The organism is Amycolatopsis sp. WAC 04182, from assembly GCF_003947465.1.
Classification (GTDB): Bacteria; Actinomycetota; Actinomycetes; order Mycobacteriales; family Pseudonocardiaceae; genus Amycolatopsis.
The window spans coordinates 207,084-230,228 of sequence record NZ_QHJJ01000009.1; the positions used below are offsets into that span (position 1 = coordinate 207,084).

Below are 23,145 nucleotides of genomic sequence, written 5' to 3' on the forward strand. Positions count from 1 at the left end.
TGACGCTGATCAGTGCACTGTAGACAATCGGAAGAGTGACGCGGACCACATCGGTGACGTTCGAACGTCATCCCAGCGGCTACCGGCACTGGAAACTGTCCACCGACGGCGACGTCGCATGGCTCGAACTCGACGTCGACGCGGACGGCGGTCTCGTGCCGGGGTACGAGCTCAAACTCAATTCGTACGACCTCGGCGTCGACATCGAGTTGTACGACGCGACGCAGCGGCTGCGGTTCGAACATCCCGAGGTCCGTGTGGTCATCGTGACCAGCGCGAAGGACAACGTCTTCTGCGCCGGCGCGAACATCCGCATGCTGGCCTCGTCGTCGCACGAGTGGAAGGTGAACTTCTGCAAATTCACCAATGAGACCCGCAACGCCATGGAGGACGCCGCCGCGCACTCCGGGCAGAGCTACGTCGCGGCGGTCAACGGCACCTGCGCCGGCGGCGGCTACGAGATCGCGCTCGCCTGCGAAAAGATCCTGCTGGTCGACGACAACTCCTCGACCGTCGCACTCCCGGAGGTGCCGCTCCTCGGCGTCCTGCCCGGCACCGGCGGGCTCACCAGGGTGGTCGACAAACGCGGCGTGCGGCGGGACCTCGCCGACGTCTTCGCCACCCGCCCCGATGGGGTGAAGGGGCGGACCGCGGTCGACTGGCGGCTCGTCGACGAACTCGTGCCGCGGCAGGGTTTTCGCGAAGCCGTGCTGGCCAGGGCGAAGGAGTTCGCGCGGACGAGCGAGCGGCTCGACGGCGAAGGCGTCGAGCTGAAGCCACTCGAGCATCGCTACGTCGACATCGCCCGCGGCAAGACCGAAGCGACGATCACCGTCAAGGGCCCGGAGGACGACGACGGCTGGTTACTGGACGTCACCCGCGAACTCGACGACGCGATCCTTCGCCTGCGCACCAACCAACCCGAACTCGGCACGTGGGTGCTCCGCACCGAAGGCGATCCGGCGAAGGTCCTCGACCACGAACGCGCCGTATTCGACGCGAAAGACTGTGTGAGCAACGAAATCGTCCACTACTTCAAGCGGACGCTGAAGCGGCTGGACGTCACCAGCCGTAGCCTGATCGCCCTCATCGAGCCTGGTAGCTGTTACGCCGGGCTCCTGCTGGAACTCGCGTTCGCCGCGGACCGGCAGTACATCTTGGACGGTCCGCCGATCGACGACGAAGAAAGCGATGAACGTGCGTCGATCACGTTGTCGGAAGCCAACTTCGGCCGCTTCCCGATGGGCAACGGCCTGACCCGCCTGGAGTCCCGGTTCTTCGGCGACCCGGAGCACGTCACGAGGCTCGCGGAGGTACGCGGCGGACCGCTGAGCCCGGCGGAGGCGAACGAACTCGGCCTGGTCACCGACGCCCCGGACGACCTCGACTGGGAGGACGAGATCCGGATCGCGCTGGAAGGACGGGCTTCACTCAGCCCCGACGCCTTGACCGGAATGGAGGCGAACCACCGGTTCGTCGGTCCCGAGACGCTGGAAAGCAAGATCTTCGGCCGCCTGGCCGCTTGGCAGAACTGGATCTTCACTCGTCCGAACGCATCCGGCCCCGAGGGCGCGCTGCGTCGCTACGGTACCGGTCAGAAGGCCGTCTTCGACAGGAAGCGGGTTTGAACAGCCCATGCCGACCAAGATCGATTACGACGCCAAGATCCCCAACAACGTCGACCTCTCCGGCGACCGGCGCCTCCAACGGGCGCTGGAGGGGTGGCAGCCGAAGTTCCTGGACTGGTGGGGCGAAATGGGCCCCGCGCTGCGGACGCAAGGGGTCTACTTGCGGACCGCGATCAGCGTCGGCCGGGACGGCTGGGCGCATTTCGACCACGTCGACGTGCCCGACTACCGGTGGGGGATCTTCCTCGCGGAGCCGGATCCGGACCGGGTCATCGGCTTCGGCGAGCACAAGGGCGAGCCCGCCTGGCAGCAGGTGCCCGGCGAATACCGCGCCGACCTGCAGCGGCTCATCGTGATCCAGGGCGACACCGAACCCGCGTCGGTCGAGCAGCAGAAACTGCTGGGCCTCACCGCGCCGAGCCTCTACGACCTGCGGAACCTGTTCCAGGTCAACGTCGAAGAAGGCCGCCATCTGTGGGCGATGGTGTATCTGCTGCACGCCTACTTCGGCCGCGAAGGCCGGGACGAAGCGGAAGGATTGCTGCTCCGGAATTCCGGAAGTCCGGACGCGCCCCGGATCCTCGGCGCCTTCAACGAGGAGACCGCGGATTGGCTCGCGTTCTACATGTTCACCTATTTCACCGATCGTGATGGCAAATATCAGCTCGGCACCCTCAAGGAAAGCGGTTTCGACCCGCTTTCCCGCACTTGTGAATTCATGCTCAAGGAAGAGGCGCACCACATGTTCGTCGGCACCACCGGGGTCGACCGGGTGGTCACCCGCAGTGCCGAACTGATCCGCGAGCACGACACCTTCGACATCGCCGGGCACGGCGGGATCCCGTTGGACGTCATCCAGCGTTACCTCAACTTCCACTACACCGTGTCGCTCGACCTGTTCGGCGGCGAGACGTCGACCAACGCGGCGAACTACTACACCGCCGGGCTGAAAGGCCGCTGGCAGGAGGCCCGCCGCAAGGACGACCACAAGCTCACCGACGCGGCCGGATCGCTGTCCCGGCCGAGGGCCGACGGCACCTGGGAGACCGAGGAACTCGCGGCCATCCTGCTGCTGAACCTCGACCTGCGGGAGGAGTACCGCGCCGACTGCCAGACCGGAGTCAACCGCTGGAACAGGATCCTGGACGAGGCGGGCGTCGACTTCCGATTCGTCCTCCCGCACCCTGGATTCAATCGCGAAGTCGGCATAAACTCCGGCCACCATGTGACGCCCGACGGCACCGTTGTCGACGAGCGGACCTGGCTGGCCGGCAAACGCAAGTGGCTGCCCACCCCCGAAGACCTGACCTTCGTCCGATCGCTGATGCACCCGGTGTACGAGCGAGGAAAGATCGCGAGCTGGGTGGCACCGCCACGTCAGGGCATCAATGGGAAACCGTTCGACTATGAATACGTTTACCTGAGCTGAGCCGAGAGAAGGTGTGCCCGTGTCCGCTGCCGCCACCGGTTTCAACGCGGCGAGCTACCTGCTCGACCGGCATCTGGCGGAAGGGCGCGGGGCGAAGGACGCGGTCGTTTCCCCGAGGCGGAGCCTCACGTACGCGGGGCTGGCGGCCGAAAGCCGCCGGGTCGCGGCGGGGCTGAAGGCGATCGGCGTCCGCCCGGAGGAGCGGGTCCTGTTCTGCATGGCCGACGACGTCGAGCTGCTCACCGGGATCCTCGGCGCGATGCTGGCCGGAGCGGTCGCGGTGCCGGTGTCCACCATGGTCACCGGGCTGGACCTCGGCAAACTGCTCGCCGATTCGCGGGCCAGGGTCCTGTGTGTTTCGGGTGAGTTCGCCGCGCAGGCGACGGTCGCGCTGGGGCTGGCGCCGGAGGTCACGGACGTCGTGCTGGACCGGGCCAAGGTGGCCGATCTGCCGTCCGGGGTCCGCGCGCACGAGTGGGGCGAGCTGTCCACAGTGGACGATGACGGTTTCGAACCGGCGCCGACCTGGGAGGATTCGCCCGCGCTCTGGCTGTACACGTCGGGAACGACGGGCAAGCCGAAGGGCGCGATGCATCGGCACGCGAGTATCCGCGCGGTCTGCGAAACGTACGCGCGCGGCGTGCTGGACATCGGGCCGAACGACCGGTTCCTGTCCGTCCCGAAGCTGTTCTTCGCTTACGGGCTGGGGAATTCGGCGTTCTTCCCGCTCGTGGCCGGCGGGACGACCCTGCTCGAACCGGCGAGGCCGACCCCGGGGCTGATCGCCGCCAGGGTCCGCGCGGAGCGGCCGACGTTGTTCTTCGCCGTCCCGACGTTCTACGCCGCGCTGCTCGCCAGCGACATCCCCGACGACACGTTCTCCTCGGTGCGCCAAGCGGTTTCGGCGGGCGAGCCGTTGCCGGCCGTGCTGTACGAACGGTTCCGCGACCGCTTCGGCGTCGAGATCCTGGACGGGATCGGCTCGACCGAGGCGTTGCACATCTTCCTGTCCAACCGGCCGCGCCAGGTCCGCCCCGGGAGCACCGGGGTGCCGGTGCCGGGCTACGAGATCGCGCTGCGCGACGAACACGGCGAGCCGGTGCCGGACGGGCAACCCGGCGAACTGTTCGTCGCCGGACCGTCGATCGCGACCGGATACTGGGCGCGGTACGAGACGACGAAGCACGTCTTCCAGGGCGAATGGCTGCGGACGGGCGACAGCTTCGTGCGCAACGCCGACGGGAGCTACACCTGCCTCGGGCGTTTCAACGACATGCTGAAACCGGGCGGGATCTGGGTGTCGCCCGCCGAGGTCGAGGACAGGCTGCTGCAGCATCCGGCGGTCGCCGAGGTCGCGGTGGTGGCCGCCTTCGACGCCGACGGTATCGAGAAACCGGTCGCGTGCGTGGTCGGCGTGCCCGGCGGCAGGCTCGACGCGGACGAGCTGATCGAGTTCTGCCGGGCCGGGCTGGCGTCGTTCAAACGGCCGCGGGGCATCGTCGAGCTGGGCGAACTGCCGAAGACGGCGACCGGGAAGATCCGGCGCAACGTCATCCGGGAACTGGTGCGGGACATGTACGAGGTCCGGACCTATCAGCCGGACCCCACGTCGCCCCTGCCCGGCTGACCCCGATCTCGCGCGAGTTCGCTTCCTGATCACGCGAGTTCGCCGGTGCCGCAAGCCAGGCTCGCGTGAGCGAACGGACGACACACGTGATCAGGCGGACGACACGCGTGATCAGAAGGCGATCTCGCGTGATCAGAAGGCGATCTCGCGTGATTGAAGGCGTCAAGCGCCGTTGACGGTGCGCAGGGTGCGCATGGCCTCGGCCAGGTCGTGCGCGCCGTCGCCGAGCGGGGTCAGGACGATGCGCCGCAGGATCTCGGCACACGCTTCCCGCGCCTTCTCGGCGACGTCGAGACCGTGGTCGGTGAGCGCCGCGAACGTGACGCGGCGGTCGTCCGGGCTGGGTACGCGGCAGATCAGGTCCGCGGCGACCAGCCGGTCCGCGACCTTGGTGAACCCGCCGCTCGACAGTGCCGCCTCGACGGCCAGCCGCGTCATCGGCATCCGGTGCTCGGGCGAGCGCACGAGCCGCAGCAGGATGTCGAACGACGCCGGCGCCAGGCCGAAGCGTTCAGCGATCTCGCCCATCAGCTTGTTCTGTGTGGCCAGGTAGCCCTCGATCACCAGGCCCCACCACGTGACCACTTCGTCGTCGTTCGGTTCCTCCGCTTTCACCACTGTCACGCGAGCGAGGGTACCGCAAAAACTCTTCCTGGAATATATCTTGCGCGCGAGAGGTTATCGGGTTAGCTTGAGTCCACCGGCTCCAGAGGAGGGGCACCATGTCGATCAAGACTTCGGGCCTGCACCACGTCACCGCCATCGGTGGCGACCCCCAGCGCAACGCGGACTTCTACACCCGGGCACTCGGCCTCCGGCTGGTGAAGACCACCGTGAACTTCGACGACCCCGGCACGTACCACCTTTACTACGGCGACGGGTCCGGCAAGCCCGGCTCGCTGATGACGTTCTTCCCGTGGCGGGACGCGCCGAAGGGCCGTCACGGCACCGGACAGGCGACCACGACGTCGTTCTCCGTGCCGGAGACCTCGCTCGGCTGGTGGAAGGCGCACCTCGCCGAGAACCGCGTCGAGACCGGCCAGGTCCGCAACTCCGACGGTGAGGAGACGCTCACCTTCCTCGACCCGGACGGCCTCGAACTCGCGCTCGTCGCGCATCCGCAGGGCGACCCGCGTGACCCGTGGGACACGAAGCTGGTCCCCGCCGAGCACGCGATCCGCGGGCTGCACTCCGTCACGCTGTCGGTGTCCCGAGAGGACGCGACCGCCGGGATGCTGACCGACGGCCTCGGCCTGACCTTCGTCCACCAGGATGGCGACCGCCTGCGGTTCTCCGCCGGCGAAGGCGGCCCCGGCGCGCTCGTCGACGTCCTCGTGACGCCGGACGCCCCGCGCGGGCTGGTGGCGGCGGGCACCGTGCACCACGTCGCCTGGCGCGCGCCGGACGAGGGCACCCAGGCCGCCTGGCGCGACGAGCTGATCGACGACGGCGTGAACGTGACGTCCATTTTGGACCGTCAGTACTTCCGCTCGATCTACTTCCGTGAGCCGGGCGGCACGCTGCTCGAGGTCGCGACCGACGAACCCGGGTTCGCGATCGACGAGCCACTGCTGGAACTCGGCCGCGCGCTGAAACTGCCGCCGTGGCTGGAGCCCAAGCGCGAGGACATCGAAGCCATGCTGCCGAAACTGGACCTGCCGAGCGAGAACAACCCGCGATGAGCACCTTGGAGCACAAGTACGTCGAAGGGGCGCCCGACGAGCCGGTGCTGCTGCTCCTGCACGGCACCGGCGGCGGCCCGGACGACCTCGTGCCGCTCGCCCGGCAGCTGAGCCCGGGGTCGGCGCTGCTCGCGCCGGCCGGGCCGGTGTCGGAACACGGTGCGGCCCGGTGGTTCCACAGGCTGGCGGAAGGCGTTTTCGACCACGAGGACGTCGTCTTCCGCGCGAACCAGCTGGCCGACTTCGTGCTCGCCTCGCGTGAGGAGTACGGCCTCGGGAACCGGCGGCTGGTCGCCATCGGGTTCTCCAACGGTGCCAACATCGCCGCCGCGGTGTCCCTGCTCCGTCCGGACGCGGTCAGGGAGGCCGCGCTGTTCGCGGCGATGTCTCCCGTTCCCTCGCCGCCGCCGACCGATCTGTCCGGAACCAGGGTCTTCCTGTCGAACGGCGAGCACGATCCGATGGCGCCGCTGGCTTCGGCGGAGACGCTCGTCCGTGCCCTGCGCGAGCGCGGCGCGGACGTCGTCGCCCATCGGCATCCCGGCGGGCACCAGGTGACCGGCAACGGTTTGGTAGCGGCCGCGGGGTGGCTGAACCCGTAGCGGGGAGAGCAAAGCACGCGAACGTAGCATCGTCCGATGACTAACGGGGACCTCGTCCGCGCCCAGGCCCTGCTCGACAGGGTCCTCCTCGCGGACGGGCACAACGATCTGCCATGGGAGCTGCGGGTCACGACCGGGCCAGATCCGGTCGAGGCCGTTGCCGGCACGGATCTCACGGTCCGTCAGCCGCATCTGCACACCGACTTCCCGAAGCTCGCCGAAGGCAGGCTCGGGATGCAGTTCTGGTCCGTCTACGTGCCTTGCCAGTTCGAGGGCCACAGCGCGGTGACGGCGGTGCTCGAACAGATCGAGATCGTGCACCAGATGGCCGAGCGTTACCCCGATCGCCTGGCCCTCGTGGACACCGCCGACGAGGCGGAAGCCGCTTTCCGCGACGGCAAGATCGCGTCGCTGCTGGGCGCCGAGGGCGGCCACAGCATCGCGGAATCCCTTGGCGTGCTGAGGATTCTGCGCCGCCTCGGTGTCCGCTACATGACGCTCACGCACAACTACAACACCACCTGGGCCGACTCCGGCACCGACGAACCGGCGCACGGCGGGCTCACCGAGTTCGGCCGCGACGTCGTCCGCGAGATGAACAAGATCGGCATGCTGGTCGACCTCTCGCACGTCGCGCCGAGCACGATGCGCGCCGCGCTGGAGGTCAGTTCCGCGCCGGTGATCTTCAGCCACTCCTCGTGCACCGCGGTCAACGACCATCCCCGCAACATCCCCGACGACGTCCTGGAAACCCTGGCGGCCAAGGACGGCGTCGCGATGGTGACGTTCGTGCCGGGCTTCATCTCGCCGAAGGTCGCCGAGTGGGACGACCAGCTGCGCCAGGACATGGAAGCCGCGGGCAAGGACTACCGGAACATCGACCAGCGCACGAAGTTCACCGCCGAACGAGGCGGCCCGGAGAAGCCGAAGGCGGGCATCGACGACGTCGTCGCGCACATCGAGCACGCGCGCGAAGTGGCGGGCGTCGACCACATCGGACTCGGCGGTGACTACGACGGAGTCGCGACGCTGCCCGAAGGCCTCGAAGACGTTTCGAAGTACCCGGTGCTGTTCGCCGCGCTGCTGGAACGCGGCTGGAGCGAAGAGGACTGCGCGAAACTGGCCGGCAAGAACACCTTGCGCGTGCTGCGCGCGGCGGACGAGGTCACCCGTTCGGACGCTTGAGAGCGCGATCAAGCCCGCTTCGGCGGACACTGTGCTGCATGACGCAGCCGGAGGAGGGCACCGCCGAGGTTCCCGTCAAGCCGTCCGACACCGCGGGCGGCGCACGCCACGCCGGTAAGTTCGAAGCCGGCCCGAAGCTCAAACGGACGCGGGTGAGCGGCACCTGGATCGCCGTCATCGTCGCGTTGATCGTGCTGGTGTTCCTGCTCGTGTTCATCCTGCAGAACCAGGACACGGCCACCGTGCACTTCCTGGGCATGTCCGGCAGCATGCCGCTGGCGGTCGCGATGCTGTTCTCCGTGATCGCCGGTGGCGCGCTGGTCGCGCTCGTCGGCGGCGCCCGGATCCTGCAGTTGCGCAAGCAGGCCAAGAAGTCGCGGCATCAGCTGCGCTGACGGAACTCGCTCGGATTGACGCCCCGCACGCGTTTGAACGCCGCGCTGAACCCGAACGCGTCGGAATAGCCGACGGTGCGGGCGATGTCGGAAAGGGTCGCGGATTCCTTGCCGGTCAGCAGATCCGCCGCGAGCGTCATCCGCCAGCGGGTGAGGTAGGTCAGCGGCGGTTCGCCGACCAGGTCGGCGAACCGTTTGGCCAGCGTCGATCGCGACACCCCGGTCCGCCCGGCCAGCGAGCCGACGGTCCACGGTGCCGCCGGTTCCGTGTGCAGCAGGCGCAGGGCGTCGCCGACCACCGGATCCCGCTGCGCGGCCCACCACGCCGGGGGCCTGCCGCCGGGCCGGTCGAACCATTCGCGCAGGGAACAGACCAGCAACCAGTCCAGCAGCCGGTCGAGGACCACCTGCTGCCCCGGCGCGTCGATGGCGACCTCGGCGGCGACGTGCTCCAGCACGGGATCACCCGGGCCACCGGCGTCCACCCGCAGCACGGCGGGCAGCGCGTCCAGCAGCGGACGGCCGATCTCGCCGCGCACCGGGTACGCGCCGACGATCAACGTCGTCTCGCCGCCCGGGGCGTCGATCCAGCCGAGCCGGTGCCGCGTCCCGCCCTGTCCGGGCGTCGCGCAGTGCTCGCCGCACGCGACCGGTTCGGCCGCGGTGCCGATCTCGTCGACGAAGGTGAACGTCGCGGGGCCGCGCACGATGACCGACTCGCCCGCGCGAAGCGGCTCGGGCGGGCCGTCCTCCGGGACGATCCAGCCCGCGCCGGTGAGCACCGCGCACAGGGTGAGCGGCGCGCCGTCCACGAAGTGCAGATTCCACGGCGGGGAGAGGGTCGAACTGCCGAACAGGGAACCGTGGGAGCGCACCCCGCGGATCAGGTCACTGAACACGTCCACCCCGGCGAGATTAGACGAATGCACAGGCGATCCGGCCTTTCACCTATGGGCACGTCCAGGTCCGCCCGGTTGAATCGAGCTCATGCTGACCACTGACGACCTCGAATTCCTCCGCCGCCCCCTGCACGGGTTCCTGACCGTGGCCGGCGGCCCGGTCCGGCCGGTGTGGTTCGAGGCCGCCGGCGACGGCACGATCCAGCTGTTCACGCCCCGCGAATCGCCCAAGGTCCGGCGGCTGGACGACGATCCGCGCGCGTCGATCATCGTGGCCGCGCCGGTGGGCGAACGCGAGCGCTGGGTCTCGGTCTCGGGCGGCGTCACGGTGGAGCCCGACGGGGCGCACGAACTGGCCGCGCGCCTCGCCGAGCGCTACTGGGACCTCGACGACCCGGCCCACTCGGGCGAGCTCGCCGGGATCCAGACCCTCGATCTCGTGCGGCTCGTCATCCGGCCGGAGAAGGTGAGCCGTTACCTGATGTGATGATCGACGTCATCCCGAGCAGGGCGGCGCAAACGTTTTCGTTGCCCTCGGCGGTGACCCGGCCGCGGTCCGCCGGGTTCCGGGTGCACAGCCGCCAGAAGGTGTCCGCGTCGGTCGTCACCGAGGCCAGCGGCGAGCGTGACGTCGGCGCGGCCCGGTCGAGTTCCCAGCCGTCGGCGGTCCGCCGGGCCGTCCACTTCCCGCCGCCCTCGCCGGTGACGGTGTAGGCGACCTGCCTGCCGGTGCGCGCGTCGACGTCACGCAGGGTGTGCGGCAACGCCCGCATGAAGGTGTCGATCACCGGACCGCGGAATTCCTTCTCATCCAGCATCCGCGCGCCCACGGCCTCGCGGATCTGCTGCTGGTGCACCCAGAACTCGGTGTACTCGCGGGCGACGTCGAGCCAGACCGGCGCGGGTTCGTCCCCGGCCCAGCTCACCGGCTCGCCGATGGCGTCGAGGTCGGCGCGGCCCCACATCTCGGCGATCTGCGAGGTGCTGTCCACCAGCATCGCGAACAGCACCTCGGGGGACAGCCGTCGGCACGCGACCACCCATTCGTCGTTGATCCGGTCGATGAAGTCCCCGAAGCGTTCGCCCTCGCGCGGCGCCGTCTTGCGGTAGTCGTCGCGGTCGCGGGACAGCCTGCCGAGTTTGTCGCCCAGGATGTGGGCGGCGAGATCGTGCACCGTCCAGCCCGTGCACACCGTCGGCGCGGCCCACTGCTCCGCGGCCAATCCGGTGAGCACGTCGAGCAGAGCCTGCTCCTCCCGCGCGAACAGCGGGAGGACGTCGATCGGTGGACCCCAGCGCGTGAAGCTCATGTCTTCATCAAAACACCCTCGTCGATCACAATTTCGGCCATTCGGCCTACTCGCAGGTAGCATCAGCGCGAACGTGAGGGGAGTGCCCGTGAGCAACGACCGACCCGCCGGTGACGACCTGGCCGCTTTCGCCAAACGCGCGGGACAGCTGGCGGGCTGGGCCGCGCGCACGGGCTTCGAGTTCACCCGCAAACTCCCCGGTGTCGAAATCGCGGAACAGATCGTCAAACAGGGCGAGCGGCAGCTGCTTTCGGAGCTGCGCCGCCGTCTCGACGAGGTCGACGACCCGTACCACGCCGCGCTCACCGCCGCGTCCGCGATGAACCGGCCCGACACCAACGGTTCGCGGCCGGTCGAGGCGACCGTCACCCTCGTGCACACCCGCGCCCAGCTCGAACCGCTCCGTGCCGCGATGGCGGAACTGCTCAACCACTCCATCGGCTTCGGCCGCGAGCGGGCCCGCGAATACCTCTACGCGATCATCCTGCGGCAGCTCACGCCGGACGAGGCCCGGATCCTTTCCGCCCTTTCCGACGGCTCGCCGTTCCCCGCCGTCGACGTCGCCGAGCGGACCAGCCTCGGCACGGCCGGGCGGTTCGTGCTCCGCAACGCCTCCACCGTCGGCAAGGCCGCCGGGGTTTCGCTGCCGGACCAGGTGCCCGGCTACCTCACCAGGCTGATCGGGCTCGGCCTGGTCGAGCTGGACGAAGAGGTGCCCGCGCTGGAGACGCAGTACGAGATCCTGCTGACCGACGAAACCGTGCGCGAGGCGGAGAAGTCGGTCAAACGGGCGAAGTTCGTGAAGCGCACGGTCCATATTTCCCGCCTCGGCGCCCAGTTCTGGCAGGCCTGCGACCCGAGCGCCGGCTGACCTCGGCATGGGTGCGTTCCTCGACGGGATCCTCGCCGATTTCGGCGAGCACTGGCCGCTCTACGTCTCCATCCCGGTCGTCGCCGCCCTGATCGGCTACACCACCAAACTCGTCGCGATCCGGATGATGTTCCAGCCGGTCGAGTTCGTCGGCATCAAACCGTTCCTCGGCTGGCAGGGCATCGTGCCCAAACGCGCCGCGCGGATGGCGAGCATCGCCTGCGACACGATGACCGAGCAGCTGATCAAACCGGCCGAGGTCGTCGCCAGGCTCGATCCGCAGAGAATCGCCAAGGAGATCGAAAAACCGCTCCAGGCGGCCGTCGAGGACATCGTGCGCGACGTCGCCGCCCACTACCAGCCGGGGCTGTGGGAATCGCTGCCGGTGGGCATGCAGCGGCTGGTGATCCAGCGCGTGCAGGCCGAGACGCCGCGGATGGTCGCGGCCGTGCTGGAGCTGATCAAGTCCGATGTGGACAGTGTTTTCGACCTCAAGGGCATGGTGGTCACCGCACTGGTCAAGGACAAACGGTTGCTGAATCGGATCTTCCAGGAGGCGGGCGACAAGGAGTTCAAGTTCATCGCCCGCTCCGGCATCTTCTTCGGCGGGCTCATCGGCGTGATCCAGATGGTCGCCTGGGTGCTGTTCAAGTTCCCGCTGATCATGCCGCTGTTCGGGCTCTTCACCGGCTGGTTCACCGACTGGCTAGCGCTGCGGATGATCTTCTATCCGATCGAGGAACGCCGGTACTTCGGCGTGCGCTGGCAGGGCCTGTTCCTGAAACGGCGCGGCGAGGTCGCGGAGGCGTACGGCTCGCTGATCGCGAAGGAGATCATCACCCCGCACAACGTGATCGAGGCGGTGCTGCACGGGCCGTTGTCGGACCGCGTTCTCGGGCTGATCCAGCGCCAGCTCGACGAACAGCTCGGCCGCCGCGTCGGCGTCGGGAAACCGCTGGTGGTGTTCGCCGTGGGCAGCAAGCGGTATCAGGACATGAAGCTGAACATCGCCGAGAAGATCATGGCCGAACTGCCGGACACGATGCGGTACATCGAGGACTACGCGACCGACGCGATGGACATCCGGAACGTGCTGGTGACGAAGATGAAGGAGCTGTCGCCGCGCGAGTTCGAGGGCCTGCTGCGGCCCGCGTTCCAGCAGGACGAATGGATCCTGATCGCGACCGGTGCCGTCCTCGGCTTCGCCGTCGGTGAGGCCCAGGTCCTCCTGCTGGAGCACTTCGCCGCCTGACGCCCCGCAATTCGTCACCTACATGCGAGACTTCGCGTTCGCGGCCATCGCATGTAGGTGACGAAATGCGCCAGGTCCGGTACATGAAGGCCCCCATCCTTGCGCCTAGGTACAGGAAGGGGTCCTTCATGTACTCACGACCCCCTGTGCCGAAGGGCCATCGAGCTCCGGGGCGAAATGCGGTCCTGGGCGTATCCAGGCGCGGCGACCGCGCACCTGATTGCGGGGGCGTGAAACCGCCCTTACGGGCGAACGAATTCCGGCACTAACGGTGGTACACCGGTTCGCCCGTCCGGTCTAAGGTGCTCGGTGCACAAAGCCTTGGGGAGGGCGCATGGCCGACGCGGGGAGCCCGTGGCCGCAGGAGATCCGGCTGGCGATGACCATGGTGGGCGGGGCGAGCCTCGCGGTCTGGATGGGCGGGGTCGCCACCGAGACCTCGCATCTGCTCCAGGCGTCGAGAACGCCGGAATCGAAAAGCCCGTACCGGGCCTTGCTCGATCTGCTCAACGCCACCGTCTCGCTCGACGTGCTCACCGGCACGAGCGCGGGCGGTATCAACGCGGCGTGCCTCGGGCTCGCCGAGGCGTTCCGGTCGAGTCCGCAGGTGCTGCGGGACACGTGGATCAGCACGGGATCGCTCGACAACCTGATCCGCGACCCCGGCGAGAAGGAGCCGCGGTCGTTGCTCGACGGCGACAAGGTGCTGCTCGGCGATCTCAAGGACGCGTTGCACCGGATCACCGACAAGGCGACGGTGAAACCCGACTGTCCCGACATCACGGTGCTGCTCACCGGCACGATGATCGACGGCGAGACGACCAGGTTCGACGACGCGCTCGGCAATCTGGTGCGGGACACCGAACATCGGCTCCTGTTCCGCTTCGATGGTCCTTTGTGGACGGACGACGTGGTCGGCCCGCTCGCGCTCGCCGCGCGGTCGACCGCGTCGTTCCCCGGCGCCTTCGAACTTTCCCGGATGCCGATCGGCGAGAAGACCGGACCGCTGCATCCGGACATGACGAAGTACACCGACGTCACGCGCTCGCATTGGCTCACCGACGGCGGGGTGCTGCTGAACAAGCCGTTGCGCCCGGCGCTGCGGGAGATCTTCGAACGGCAGTCGCATTCGGACGTGCGGCGGCTGCTGCTGTACGTGGTGCCGACGGCGGAACGCGAGGCCGAGCGGGTCGTGGTCGATCCGGAGCGACCGCCGCTGCTGGGTACCGCGATGAGCAAGGTCGTCGGCACCGTGCTGAGCCAGACGATCAGCGCCGAACTGGAGGACCTGACCAGGCACAACGACGCCGTCGTCCGGACAAGGGGGACTCGCGTTTCCCTTGCCGCGATGGGGGTTCGCGGCGGCCCGGACTCGCTGGTCGACCAGCGGCTGATGAACGACTACCGCGACCGGCGGGTGCAGGAGGACGCCACCGCGCTGGTCCGCGAGGCGACCCGCAGGCTCTCACTGTCCGATGTGGAGGACCAGGGCCGTCAGTGGGCGTCCGGCACGGCGGCGCAGCTGCGCGCGGCCGCGGCGGCCGGGCTGCGTGACGGCCTGCCCGCCGAGCCGCCGAAGGACACCTGCGAACTCGCGGATCTCGTCGCCTTCCGCACCACCGCGCTCGACGATTCGGTCGCCACCGGGCTGCAACTGGTGAACGCGGGCTTCCGGCTCGACCCGTCGCCGGAGCAGGCGGTGCAGCTCAACCGATGCCGGGTGCTGCTGCACGAAGCACGGCACAAGGCCGCGCGGGGGAAGCGGCTCGCGGGCTGGATCACCGAACAGGATCCGCCTGCCTCCGACGTCACGCTGGCGGTCTGGATCGAAGGTCTCGCCAAGGAATGGGCCGCGCTCGGCCGCTCGGACACGCTGAAGGAGGCGTGGCCGCTCGTCGTCGCCGCCCTCCGGCAGGCCACCCCGATCCTTTTGCCGCTGGCGCAGGCGAAACCCGACACCGAAGCCGCCGACACGGTCAGCACGCTGCTGGCCTGGACAGGGCTCACCGTCGATGAATCGAGCGCGGCCGATCCCGTCGTCACCTCTCGGCTCGTACGCCTGCACATCGCGACCCGGGGCCTGCTCGCGCAGCCGCCGTCGGTCGACCAGCGGGTCGATCTCGTCCAGGTGAGCGCGGATTCGCGGACGCTGCTGGACATGAAGCGACGCCGTTCGTGGGACAAGCTCACCGGGATGCAGGCCGACTACTTCGGCGCGTTCTACAAGGCGTCCTGGCGCGCCAACGACTGGATGTGGGGCCGGGTCGACGGCGCGGGCTGGCTGGTGCAGTGCCTGCTGGACCCGAAACGCCTGCGCCTGCTGCGCGACGTCGTCGGACGGGAGGAGTTCCGGACGCGGGTGCGGGACACCTTCAAGGCGATCGGGTGGCGGCAGCCGGGTACGGAAGACGGGCTGTCGCAAGAGGAAGCGGAGGCTCTGCGCGCGCAATTGGCCGGTGAGCTGGCTTTCCTCGGGCTCGACGGCGAACTGGCCGATGTGGAGGGCGAAACAGGCCTCCCGATCAGCATGCCGGTGACGGCGATGGTGCTCGCCAGGGTCCGGCAGCTGGAGATCGCCCGCGAGGAGCTGCCGTGTGTCGGCCTCCACTGCGGACACGACGCGAAAACGGCCAGGGGGAACGGAAAACCGTCGGAACGGTTCAGGAAACTCGTCGAGAACGAGCCCGAAAGCGACGAGCAGACCCAGCGCGCGTTCCAGGCGTGCCAGGTCTCCGGCGAACGGTTCGAGCACGAACGCGGAACCATGCTCCTGACCAAGACGCTGGTCAAGGCCGGCGCCGCCGGGCTCAACGCGGCCGCCGGGGCGACCCGGGTGCCGAAGTCGGTCCAGCCCGCCGCGACCTTCGCCAAGGCCGCCGGGCGCAGCGCGTGGTGGATCACGCGCGGCGCCGCCACCCTGCCGTCACCGTGGAACGTGCTCGCCGCGCTGATCACCGTGCTGGCCGGGTTCGTCCTCGGCGGACAGGGCGGTCCCGTCCTGCAGTGGGTCGGCGTGCCGGTGGCCGCCGGCGCCATCGTGTTCCTGGTGGTGAGCCTGATGACGTTGCGCAAGACGTGGCGGATGGTGCTCACGGTGCTCGGTGTACTCGTGGTGGCGGCCCTGCTGTTCGCCGCGTTCCTGCCACCGGTGCGCGACCCGCTGTTCGGCTGGCTCGGCGGCGTCGTCGCGGGCTGGCGGCGCGGCGAGGCGCCGGTCTGGTGGCTGGTGGTCTGCCTGCTGCTCGTGCTACCCGCCATCTGGACGCCGCTCGGTTCGCTCGCGGGTCGCAAGCGGCGTCGTGAATAGCGGAACCGGGCGTCGAATAGCGCCCTGACCCTGCGACGAAGCGGTAACGGTTGGTATCGTCACATGCAGTGAGACCGCAGCGAAGCGGCCTTGCCCACAAGTGCTGCGCTTTAAACGTTACCGTTACCTTTGTCACGTGTGTTTCAGGGTTGTTGCAGGTAGCCGCGTTGCCGCCGCCGCGCTGATCTGACCGCGCCCGAATCCTCCGGTACGTTTCTTGGACATGTCCGGAAAGCACTTGATCGAAAATCCGACCAAGGCAGACGGTGCCGCGCTCTGGAGAATCGCCCGCGATTCGAAGAAGCTGGATCTCAACACGCCTTACGCCTATTTGCTGTGGTGCCACGATTTCGCCGACACCTCGGTCGTCGCGAAAGTCGACGGCACCCCGGTCGGCTTCGTGATCGGGTACCGCAAGCAGGACGTCGGCTTCGTCTGGCAGGTCGCGGTCGACGCGTCCCAGCGAGGAAAAGGCCTGGCCGGAGCTCTGCTCGACGAGCTGTTCGGCCAGTTGACCGCCCAGGGCGTCCGGTACCTCGAAACGACGATCACCCCGGACAACGAGGCTTCGATCCGGTTGTTCGCCTCGTTCGCCAAGCGGTGGGACGCCACCGTGGAACGCCAGGATCTGTTCTCCGCGACGGATTTCCCGGCCGAGGAAGGAACGCATGAGCAGGAGGACCTGTATCGAATCGGTCCGCTCAGCAGTCAATAGAACGTAAATCCGGGGATCTCAGGGAGAAAGAAAACGTGATGAGCATTTTCGAGGAACTCGAATCCGAGGTACGCAGTTACAGCCGCGGCTGGCCGGTCGTGTTCGACAGGGCGCAGGGGAGCTACCTGTACGACGAGGACGGCAAGGCGTATCTCGACTTCTTCGCCGGGGCGGGCGCGCTCAACTACGGGCACAACAACCCCGCGCTGAAGCGGGCCCTGATCGACTACATCGCCCGTGACGGCGTGACGCACGCGCTCGACATGTTCACGGTGGCCAAGCGGGACTTCCTCCAGACGTTCCAGGAGAAGATCCTCCGCCCGCGGGAGCTCGACTACAAGGTCGTCTTCCCCGGCCCCGGTGGCGCGAACGCGGTCGAGGCCGCGCTGAAGCTCGCCCGCAAGGTGACCGGCAAGGAATCGGTCATCAACTTCACCAACGCCTTCCACGGGATGACGCTGGGCGCCCTTTCGGTGACCGGTAACTCGATGAAGCGCGGCGGCGCGGGTGTCCCGCTGGTGCACGCCACCCCGATGCCGTACGACAACTACTTCGACGGCTCCATCCCGGACTTCCTCTACTTCGAGAAGCTGCTCGAAGACTCCGGCAGCGGCCTGAACGAGCCCGCCGCCGTGATCGTCGAGGGCGTGCAGGGCGAGGGCGGCATCAACGCCGCGCGCGTCGAGTGGCTCAAGGCGCTGGACGACCTGTGCAAGAAGCACGGCATCCTGCTGATCCTTGACGACGTCCAGATGGGCTGCGGCCGCACCGGCCCGTTCTTCAGCTTCGAGGACGCGGGCATCAAACCCGACATCGTCTGCCTGTCGAAGTCCATCGGCGGCTACGGCATCCCGATGGCGCTGACGCTGATCCGCCCGGACCTCGACGTCTGGGAGCCGGGCGAGCACAACGGCACCTTCCGCGGCATCAGCCCGGCGTTCGTCACCGCGACCGAGGCACTGCGCGTCTACTGGAGCGACGACGAGCTGGAGAAGTCGACCAAGGCCAAGGGTGAGCGCATCGCCGCCGCCTTCCAGGGCATCGTCGAGGCGTACCCGGACGCGAACCTCTTCGCGAAGGGCCGCGGCCTGGCCCGGGGCATCGAGTTCGCCAACGGCGACCTCGCGGGCAAGGTCTGCGCCGCCGCGTTCGAGCGCGGGCTGCTGATGGAGACCTCCGGCCCCGACGGCGAGGTCATGAAGGTCCTCCCGCCGCTCACGCTGACCGACGACGAGCTCACCAAGGGCCTGGCGATCATCGACGAAGCCGTCGCCTCGGTCCTCAACTGACCTGAACCGACCGCCCTCAACCAGGAACGAGAAGGAGTTTTCCGTTGCTTGTCAGAACACTCGACGAGGTCACCGACACCGACGCCGACATCAAGACCCCGAACTGGCGCAGCAAGCGCATCGTGCTGGCCAAGGAGGGCGTCGGTTTCTCGGTGCACGAGACCACGCTGTACGCCGGGACGGTCAACGACTTCTGGTACGCGAACCACATCGAAGCGGTGTTCATCACCTCTGGTGAGGGCGAGCTCGAAAACACCGCGACCGGCGAGGTCTTCCAGCTGAAGCCGGGCACGTTGTACCTGCTCAACGACCACGACAAGCACCAGGTCCGGCCCAAGACCGAGATCAAGTGCGTCTGCGTGTTCAACCCGCCCATCACCGGCCGCGAGGTCCACGACGAAAACGGCGTGTACCCGCTCGTCACCGAACCCTAGAAATCGCTCGAGGAGGCGACTGCATTGACGCTGACCGACACCCGAGTCGACGACAGTTACCCGACCCGCATCACGGGTAAGCCCGAACACCTGCCCAGGACGCACCCCACCGTCTGGGGCACCGAGGTCGACGGTCCCCTGGACGCGGCCACGCTCGCGAACCACGAAACGCGTGGTTACACCGTCGTCGACCAGTTGTTGTCGCCCGGCGAGGTCCAGACCTACTGGCAGGAACTCGTCAGGATGTCGTCGGGGGACCACCGCGACGACGAGCGCGTGATCACCGAGGCCAAGACTGGTGAGGTCCGCTCCATCTTCGACGTCCACGAGACCAGCGAGCTGATCGCGGAGCTCGTCCGCGATCCCCGTGTGCTCGACCGGGCGCGGCAGATCCTCGGCTCCGAGGTCTACATCCACCAGAGCCGCGTGAACTACATGCCCGGCTTCAAGGGCACCGGGTTCTACTGGCACTCGGACTTCGAGACCTGGCACGCCGAGGACGGCATGCCGGTGCCCCGCGCGGTCAGCTGCTCCATCGCGCTCACCGACAACTACCCGTTCAACGGCGGGCTGATGGTGATGCCGGGTTCGCAGCGGACCTTCGTCCAATGCGCCGGGGAAACCCCCGAGAACAACTACAAGAGTTCGCTGAAAGAGCAGCGGGTCGGCGTCCCGAGCGAGGAAGACATCACCGCACTCGCCGCCGAATACGGAATCGACCAGTTCACCGGTCAGGCCGGTTCCGCGCTCTGGTTCGACTCGAACGTGATGCACGGTTCTTCGAACAACATCACGCCGTATCCGAGGTCGAACATCTTCGTCGTGTTCAACAGCGTCGAGAACGCGCTCCAGGAGCCGTTCGCCGCGATCGAACCGCGTCCGGCGTTCATCGCCGGCCGCGACTCGACCCCGTTGACGCGCTGACGAAACCGCAGGTCGCGAAGGCCATGGCGGGGCGCTTGTAGCCGTCGGTGTGCGCCCTGTTACGTTGTCGCCACGTGAGCGGGCCAGTGGGCTCGCTCACGTAGGTGTTGTCGACGACCGAACGGGTTCTTCGCTCGGGGTGAGCCCACCCGGACGGACGTGGACGCCGATGTCCGGTGTGGGTCGCGCCCCCAGGCGGCCCAAATCGGACATCTCCCGGCTCCGTGCCATCAGATCGGGACTGATGGCACGGAGCCTTTTCTTTTTCGTGAGTGATTCCTCTTGGCGCGCTTTTCGTGAGCCCCCAAGTACATGAAGGCCCCCTTCATTGCGTCTAGCGCAATGAAGGGGGCCTTCATGTACTTGGGAAGGTCGAGTTCCTCGGCTGAGCCGCAGGAAGCGGCCTTCACGAGCTATCCGCGGCGACTGTGTGGCTCCGGCAAGCCTGTCTGTGTCCTGAGAGCGCCGGTCACCGGCAACCGAAGTCCACAGTGGACGCAACCCGCCCGCTTAGCGCCCTTTGTCCGTATCGCCGAGGTCGTGAAGGCCTCCTTCCCTACCCTGAAAGTAGGGAAGGAGGCCTTCACGACCTCGTGCGTCCTGGTTGGCGGCGTCTCCGCGCGGTAGGTTGGCTACTCCGGTAAGGGGAGAGATCGGAGGAGGGGGGCTTGTCATGGGCGAAAGCGGTTCCCCTGCCCGCTTCCAACTCCTCGGTCCCGTACGTCTCCTCGACGGCGAACGGCCGGTGCCCGTCGGCGGTCCCGGCGTCCGCGGCCTGCTCGCGTTGCTGGCGCTGAAGGTCAACAAGGTCGTCGCGCTCGACGAGATCATCGACGCGCTCTGGGGGCACGACCCGCCGGCCACGGCCCGCACGATCGTCCACGGCAACGTCTCGCATCTGCGGCGCGTGCTCCGGGGCATCCAGGGCGATCATCCGCACGGCGCCCGGATCCTCACCGCGCCGCCCGGCTACCAGCTCACCGTCGAACCCGAGCGGATCGACGTCCACCGCGCCCGGTCCCTGCTGGAGCGGGCTTCGGCGGAAGAGCCGGAGAAAGCGGCCGAACTGCTCACCGAGGCCCTCGCGCTCTGGCAGGGGCCCGCGCTCGCCGGGGTGCCGGGGTCGGTCCGCGCTCCCGAACTGGAGGACCTTCGGCTCGCCGTCCACGGCGCCAGGGTCGACGCGGACCTCGAACTGGGCAGGCACGCGGAACTGATCGTCGAGCTCAGCCCGCTCGTCCGCGCGAACCCGCTCGCCGAGCGCACGGCCGGTCAGCTGATGCGCGCGCTGTACCACGCCGGCCGCCGCGGCGACGCGCTCGAGCTCTACCGCACGGTGTCGAGGGCGACCCTGCGCACGCTCGGTGTCGAACCCGGCGCGGACCTGCGCTGGCTGCACGAACGCGTCCTCAACGACGACCTGCCGGTCAAGGTCGCCGCGGAACCGAAGGCCGAGGCGGCGCCCGTCCAGCAGCTGCCGCCCGCGGTGCCGAACCTCGCCGGACGCGAAGCCGATCTCGCCTGGCTGGACGAACTCGCCGAGCGCGCCGAAGCGGGCGAGACGGCGGTCGGCGTGGTCACCGGGACGGCCGGGATCGGCAAGAGCAGTCTGGTGGTGTGGTGGGCGCATCGCGCGGGCCGCCGCTTCCCCGACGGCATCCTTTTCGCCTCGCTGCGGGGTTTCGACCCGCAGCATCCGCCGCTGGAGCCCGCCGACCTGCTCACCCAGTTCCTGCTCGGGCTCGGCGTCCCGGCCGAGGGCGTCCCGGACCAGGTCCACGAACGCGTCGCCCTCTACCGCTCGATGATCGCCGGACGCCGGATGCTGGTCATCCTCGACAACGCCCGGAGCGCCGAGCAGGTCCGGCCGTTGCTGCCGCCCGGTTCGCGGTCGATGACGCTGGTGACCAGCCGCTCCCGGCTCGACGGGCTCGCGGTGTCCAACGCCGCCAAACTGCGCGTGCTCGGCACTCTCGCACCCGGTGACGCCGTCCGGCTGATCGAGGAACTCGCCGGGCCCGCCGGTTTCGACCTCAACCACGCGCTCGCCCGGCTCTGCGGCTATCTCCCGCTGGCGCTGCGGATCGCGGGCGCCCGGCTCGCCGCCAGCGCGCAGTGGTCCGCGCAGGATCTGGTCGACGAACTCGGCAACGAACGGACCAGGCTGGCCGCGCTCGACGTCGAGGGCCCGGACGACGGCGTCCGCGCGGCGTTCGACGTCTCGTTCCGGGGACTGCCGCCGGAGGTCGCGAACACGTTCCTGCGGCTCGGTGTGGTCCAGTGCGTTTCGGCCGGTTCGCATCTGACGGCGGCGATCGGCGGGATCACCGTCGCCGAGGCGCGGCGGCATCTGCGGGTGCTCGCCGCGCACAACCTGCTCGCCGAAACCGGCCGCGACTCCTTCGTCCCGCACGATCTCGTCCGCCTGTTCCTCCGTGAGCTGGCGGAGAACGAACTCGACGAGGCCGACCGGGAAGACGTCCTGTCGCGCTCGGTGCGGTTCTATCAGGCCGTCGCCGACCGGGCCCGGCGCAAGATGCTGCGGATCGTCGACCCGCTCGACTTCACCGGGGCGCTGACCGACGCGCAGACGCCGCCGATCGGCTCCTTCGACGAGGCGCAGGACTGGTTCACCGCGGAATGGGAGAACCTGATCGAGGTCCTCGAAGCCGCCCGCGCCGCCGGACGCCACGACGACGTCTGGCGGCTGGCGAGGGTCGCGCACACCTATCGCGCGGTGTATCCGTTGCTGGACGAGTGGACGCGGCTGGTCGCGATCGGGCTGGAGGCCGCCGAGCGATCCGGCGACGTCCTCGGCCGGTGCTGGATGCTGATCTCCCGCTGCGCCATCGCGCTCACCTTCGAGCTGCCGCAGGGTTGCCTAGCCGACGCCGAACGCGCGCTGGAACTCGCGACCGCGATCGGTGACGACCGGTTGACGGTCTCCGCGAACATCCACCTCGGCTCCGCGCTGACCTTGCTGGGACGGCACGACGAGGCGATCAGGACGCTGCGGCGGGCGGTCGAGGAGACCGAGCGGACCGGCGATCTCGAACTGCGCGGGCAGGCGCTCAACAACTGCGCCGAGGCCGAAAAGCGGGCCGGGCGGTTCATCGAGGCGATCGGGCATCAGGTCGCCTCGCTGGAGATCGACCGGGCCCTCGGCGACGAAAGCTACGTTGTCGTCTCGCTGAACAATCTGGCCGAATTGAGCATGCGGATCGGCGAACTCGCCGCGGCCGAGCGGTACGTGTGGGAAGCCGTGGACCTGACGATCAGCAGACGGTTCGTCCTCCAGGAGGGCGTCCTGCGGCTGACGCTGGGCAGGGTGCTGCGGGCCGGGTCGGATGTGGACGGTGCCCGCGAACAATTCGCGCTCGCGCTGAAGATCCTCGCGGACGCCAATCCCAAGCTCGCCGCACTGGTCCGTGCGGAACTCACGGACCTCGACGAAAGTCCGTGAGTGATCCTTAGCGGATTCTTAGTGGCCTCGCCGCGCACGCGCGTAGGGTCCGATTCAGTGTCGATCGAGCCCTAGGGGAGGGGCATGCGGTAGTGATCGGCGCTCGGGCGGATCCGGTTCCGGGTCCGTCTGA

General features: G+C 68.5%; 19 protein-coding genes. 16 read left to right on the forward strand and 3 right to left on the reverse strand.

The genetic code is table 11. The features are described 5' to 3' along the window. Positions 1-35: 35 nt before the first annotated feature. The 3 genes from boxC to DMH01_RS38395 are packed head-to-tail and all read left to right on the forward strand — an operon-like array spanning position 36 to position 4,684. On the forward strand, positions 36-1,628 hold the full coding sequence (gene boxC, locus DMH01_RS38385; protein ID WP_125683713.1) for a 2,3-epoxybenzoyl-CoA dihydrolase: 1,593 nt from the start codon (positions 36-38) through the stop codon (positions 1,626-1,628). Between the two features lie 7 nt (positions 1,629-1,635). After that, positions 1,636-3,057, forward strand: coding sequence for a benzoyl-CoA 2,3-epoxidase subunit BoxB (gene boxB / locus DMH01_RS38390; RefSeq protein ID WP_125683715.1), 1,422 nt, complete (start codon positions 1,636-1,638; stop codon positions 3,055-3,057). 19 nt (positions 3,058-3,076) lie between these two features. Continuing rightward, positions 3,077-4,684 (forward strand): benzoate-CoA ligase family protein, encoded by a 1,608-nt coding sequence (locus DMH01_RS38395; RefSeq protein ID WP_125683717.1) that lies wholly within the window; start codon positions 3,077-3,079, stop codon positions 4,682-4,684. Positions 4,685-4,846: 162 nt separating this feature from the next. Here DMH01_RS38395 and DMH01_RS38400 read toward each other — a convergent pair whose 3' ends face one another. Then, positions 4,847-5,308, reverse strand: a complete 462-nt coding sequence (locus DMH01_RS38400) for a MarR family winged helix-turn-helix transcriptional regulator (protein WP_199745785.1) — start codon at positions 5,306-5,308, stop codon at positions 4,847-4,849. A gap of 98 nt (positions 5,309-5,406) precedes the next feature. Here DMH01_RS38400 and DMH01_RS38405 point away from each other — a divergent pair, with 98 nt between their 5' ends. From DMH01_RS38405 to DMH01_RS38420, 4 genes are read left to right on the forward strand one after another with little or no spacing between them, the layout of a single operon-like run. Beyond that, positions 5,407-6,366: a ring-cleaving dioxygenase gene (locus DMH01_RS38405; protein ID WP_125683719.1), complete on the forward strand. Its 960-nt coding sequence runs from the start codon at positions 5,407-5,409 to the stop codon at positions 6,364-6,366. Next, positions 6,363-6,968 (forward strand): alpha/beta hydrolase, encoded by a 606-nt coding sequence (locus DMH01_RS38410; protein WP_125683721.1) that lies wholly within the window; start codon positions 6,363-6,365, stop codon positions 6,966-6,968. The genes DMH01_RS38405 and DMH01_RS38410 overlap by 4 nt, the downstream gene beginning before the upstream one ends. 36 nt (positions 6,969-7,004) lie before the next feature. Continuing rightward, a complete protein-coding gene (locus tag DMH01_RS38415) occupies positions 7,005-8,153 on the forward strand; it encodes a dipeptidase (RefSeq protein WP_125683724.1) in 1,149 nt (382 codons plus the stop codon). A 38-nt stretch (positions 8,154-8,191) separates the two neighbouring features. Continuing rightward, positions 8,192-8,548, forward strand: coding sequence for a lipopolysaccharide assembly LapA domain-containing protein (locus DMH01_RS38420; protein ID WP_125683725.1), 357 nt, complete (start codon positions 8,192-8,194; stop codon positions 8,546-8,548). Here the strand turns inward: DMH01_RS38420 and DMH01_RS38425 are convergent. Then, positions 8,536-9,453: an AraC family transcriptional regulator gene (locus DMH01_RS38425; RefSeq protein ID WP_125683727.1), complete on the reverse strand. Its 918-nt coding sequence runs from the start codon at positions 9,451-9,453 to the stop codon at positions 8,536-8,538. The genes DMH01_RS38420 and DMH01_RS38425 overlap by 13 nt on opposite strands. Positions 9,454-9,535: 82 nt before the next feature. Between DMH01_RS38425 and DMH01_RS38430 the strand changes: the two genes are divergently transcribed. Next, positions 9,536-9,934 carry a pyridoxamine 5'-phosphate oxidase family protein gene (locus DMH01_RS38430; protein WP_125683729.1) on the forward strand — a complete coding sequence of 133 codons (399 nt, stop codon included), beginning with the start codon at positions 9,536-9,538 and terminating at the stop codon, positions 9,932-9,934. Here DMH01_RS38430 and DMH01_RS38435 read toward each other — a convergent pair. Beyond that, positions 9,897-10,757, reverse strand: coding sequence for a maleylpyruvate isomerase family mycothiol-dependent enzyme (locus DMH01_RS38435; RefSeq protein WP_125683731.1), 861 nt, complete (start codon positions 10,755-10,757; stop codon positions 9,897-9,899). The two genes, DMH01_RS38430 and DMH01_RS38435, sit on opposite strands and share 38 nt — an antisense overlap. An 88-nt stretch (positions 10,758-10,845) precedes the next feature. On the opposite strand from DMH01_RS38435, the gene DMH01_RS38440 reads away from it, so the two are divergent. From DMH01_RS38440 to DMH01_RS38475, 8 genes are all read left to right on the forward strand, one after another. Further along, positions 10,846-11,628: an Abi-alpha family protein gene (locus DMH01_RS38440; RefSeq protein ID WP_125683733.1), complete on the forward strand. Its 783-nt coding sequence runs from the start codon at positions 10,846-10,848 to the stop codon at positions 11,626-11,628. 7 nt (positions 11,629-11,635) lie between these two features. Further along, the gene (locus DMH01_RS38445; protein WP_125683735.1) at positions 11,636-12,880 is read left to right on the forward strand and encodes a DUF445 domain-containing protein; all 1,245 of its coding nucleotides are present in this window, start codon (positions 11,636-11,638) and stop codon (positions 12,878-12,880) included. 334 nt (positions 12,881-13,214) lie between these two features. Continuing rightward, complete coding sequence (locus DMH01_RS38450) at positions 13,215-16,187, forward strand: patatin-like protein (protein ID WP_125683737.1); 2,973 nt, start codon at positions 13,215-13,217, stop codon at positions 16,185-16,187. Positions 16,188-16,410: 223 nt separating this feature from the next. Further along, on the forward strand, positions 16,411-16,902 hold the full coding sequence (ectA, locus tag DMH01_RS38455) for a diaminobutyrate acetyltransferase (protein WP_125683739.1): 492 nt from the start codon (positions 16,411-16,413) through the stop codon (positions 16,900-16,902). A gap of 38 nt (positions 16,903-16,940) precedes the next feature. Further along, positions 16,941-18,191 (forward strand): diaminobutyrate--2-oxoglutarate transaminase, encoded by a 1,251-nt coding sequence (gene ectB, locus DMH01_RS38460; protein WP_125683741.1) that lies wholly within the window; start codon positions 16,941-16,943, stop codon positions 18,189-18,191. A gap of 44 nt (positions 18,192-18,235) precedes the next feature. Next, positions 18,236-18,625 carry an ectoine synthase gene (locus tag DMH01_RS38465; protein ID WP_007033454.1) on the forward strand — a complete coding sequence of 130 codons (390 nt, stop codon included), beginning with the start codon at positions 18,236-18,238 and terminating at the stop codon, positions 18,623-18,625. A gap of 24 nt (positions 18,626-18,649) precedes the next feature. Beyond that, the gene (gene thpD, locus DMH01_RS38470) at positions 18,650-19,549 is read left to right on the forward strand and encodes an ectoine hydroxylase (RefSeq protein WP_125683743.1); all 900 of its coding nucleotides are present in this window, start codon (positions 18,650-18,652) and stop codon (positions 19,547-19,549) included. A gap of 673 nt (positions 19,550-20,222) precedes the next feature. Further along, entirely contained in the window at positions 20,223-23,012 is a 2,790-nt protein-coding gene (locus tag DMH01_RS38475) for a BTAD domain-containing putative transcriptional regulator (protein WP_125683745.1), read from the forward strand. Positions 23,013-23,145: the final 133 nt, after the last annotated feature.

Bases quoted from the DNA above. Each gene is read 5' to 3' on its own strand.
- DMH01_RS38420 (WP_125683725.1), top strand. From the start codon at position 8,192: ATGACGCAGCCGGAGGAGGGCACCGCCGAGGTTCCCGTCAAGCCGTCC.
- ectA (WP_125683739.1), top strand. From the start codon at position 16,411: ATGTCCGGAAAGCACTTGATCGAAAATCCGACCAAGGCAGACGGTGCC.
- DMH01_RS38430 (WP_125683729.1), top strand. From the start codon at position 9,536: ATGCTGACCACTGACGACCTCGAATTCCTCCGCCGCCCCCTGCACGGG.
- DMH01_RS38405 (WP_125683719.1), top strand. From the start codon at position 5,407: ATGTCGATCAAGACTTCGGGCCTGCACCACGTCACCGCCATCGGTGGC.
- DMH01_RS38450 (WP_125683737.1), top strand. From the start codon at position 13,215: ATGGCCGACGCGGGGAGCCCGTGGCCGCAGGAGATCCGGCTGGCGATG.
- boxB (WP_125683715.1), top strand. From the start codon at position 1,636: ATGCCGACCAAGATCGATTACGACGCCAAGATCCCCAACAACGTCGAC.
- DMH01_RS38410 (WP_125683721.1), top strand. From the start codon at position 6,363: ATGAGCACCTTGGAGCACAAGTACGTCGAAGGGGCGCCCGACGAGCCG.
- DMH01_RS38475 (WP_125683745.1), top strand. From the start codon at position 20,223: ATGGGCGAAAGCGGTTCCCCTGCCCGCTTCCAACTCCTCGGTCCCGTA.
- ectB (WP_125683741.1), top strand. From the start codon at position 16,941: ATGAGCATTTTCGAGGAACTCGAATCCGAGGTACGCAGTTACAGCCGC.
- DMH01_RS38445 (WP_125683735.1), top strand. From the start codon at position 11,636: ATGGGTGCGTTCCTCGACGGGATCCTCGCCGATTTCGGCGAGCACTGG.
- DMH01_RS38415 (WP_125683724.1), top strand. From the start codon at position 7,005: ATGACTAACGGGGACCTCGTCCGCGCCCAGGCCCTGCTCGACAGGGTC.
- DMH01_RS38435 (WP_125683731.1), bottom strand. From the start codon at position 10,757: ATGAGCTTCACGCGCTGGGGTCCACCGATCGACGTCCTCCCGCTGTTC.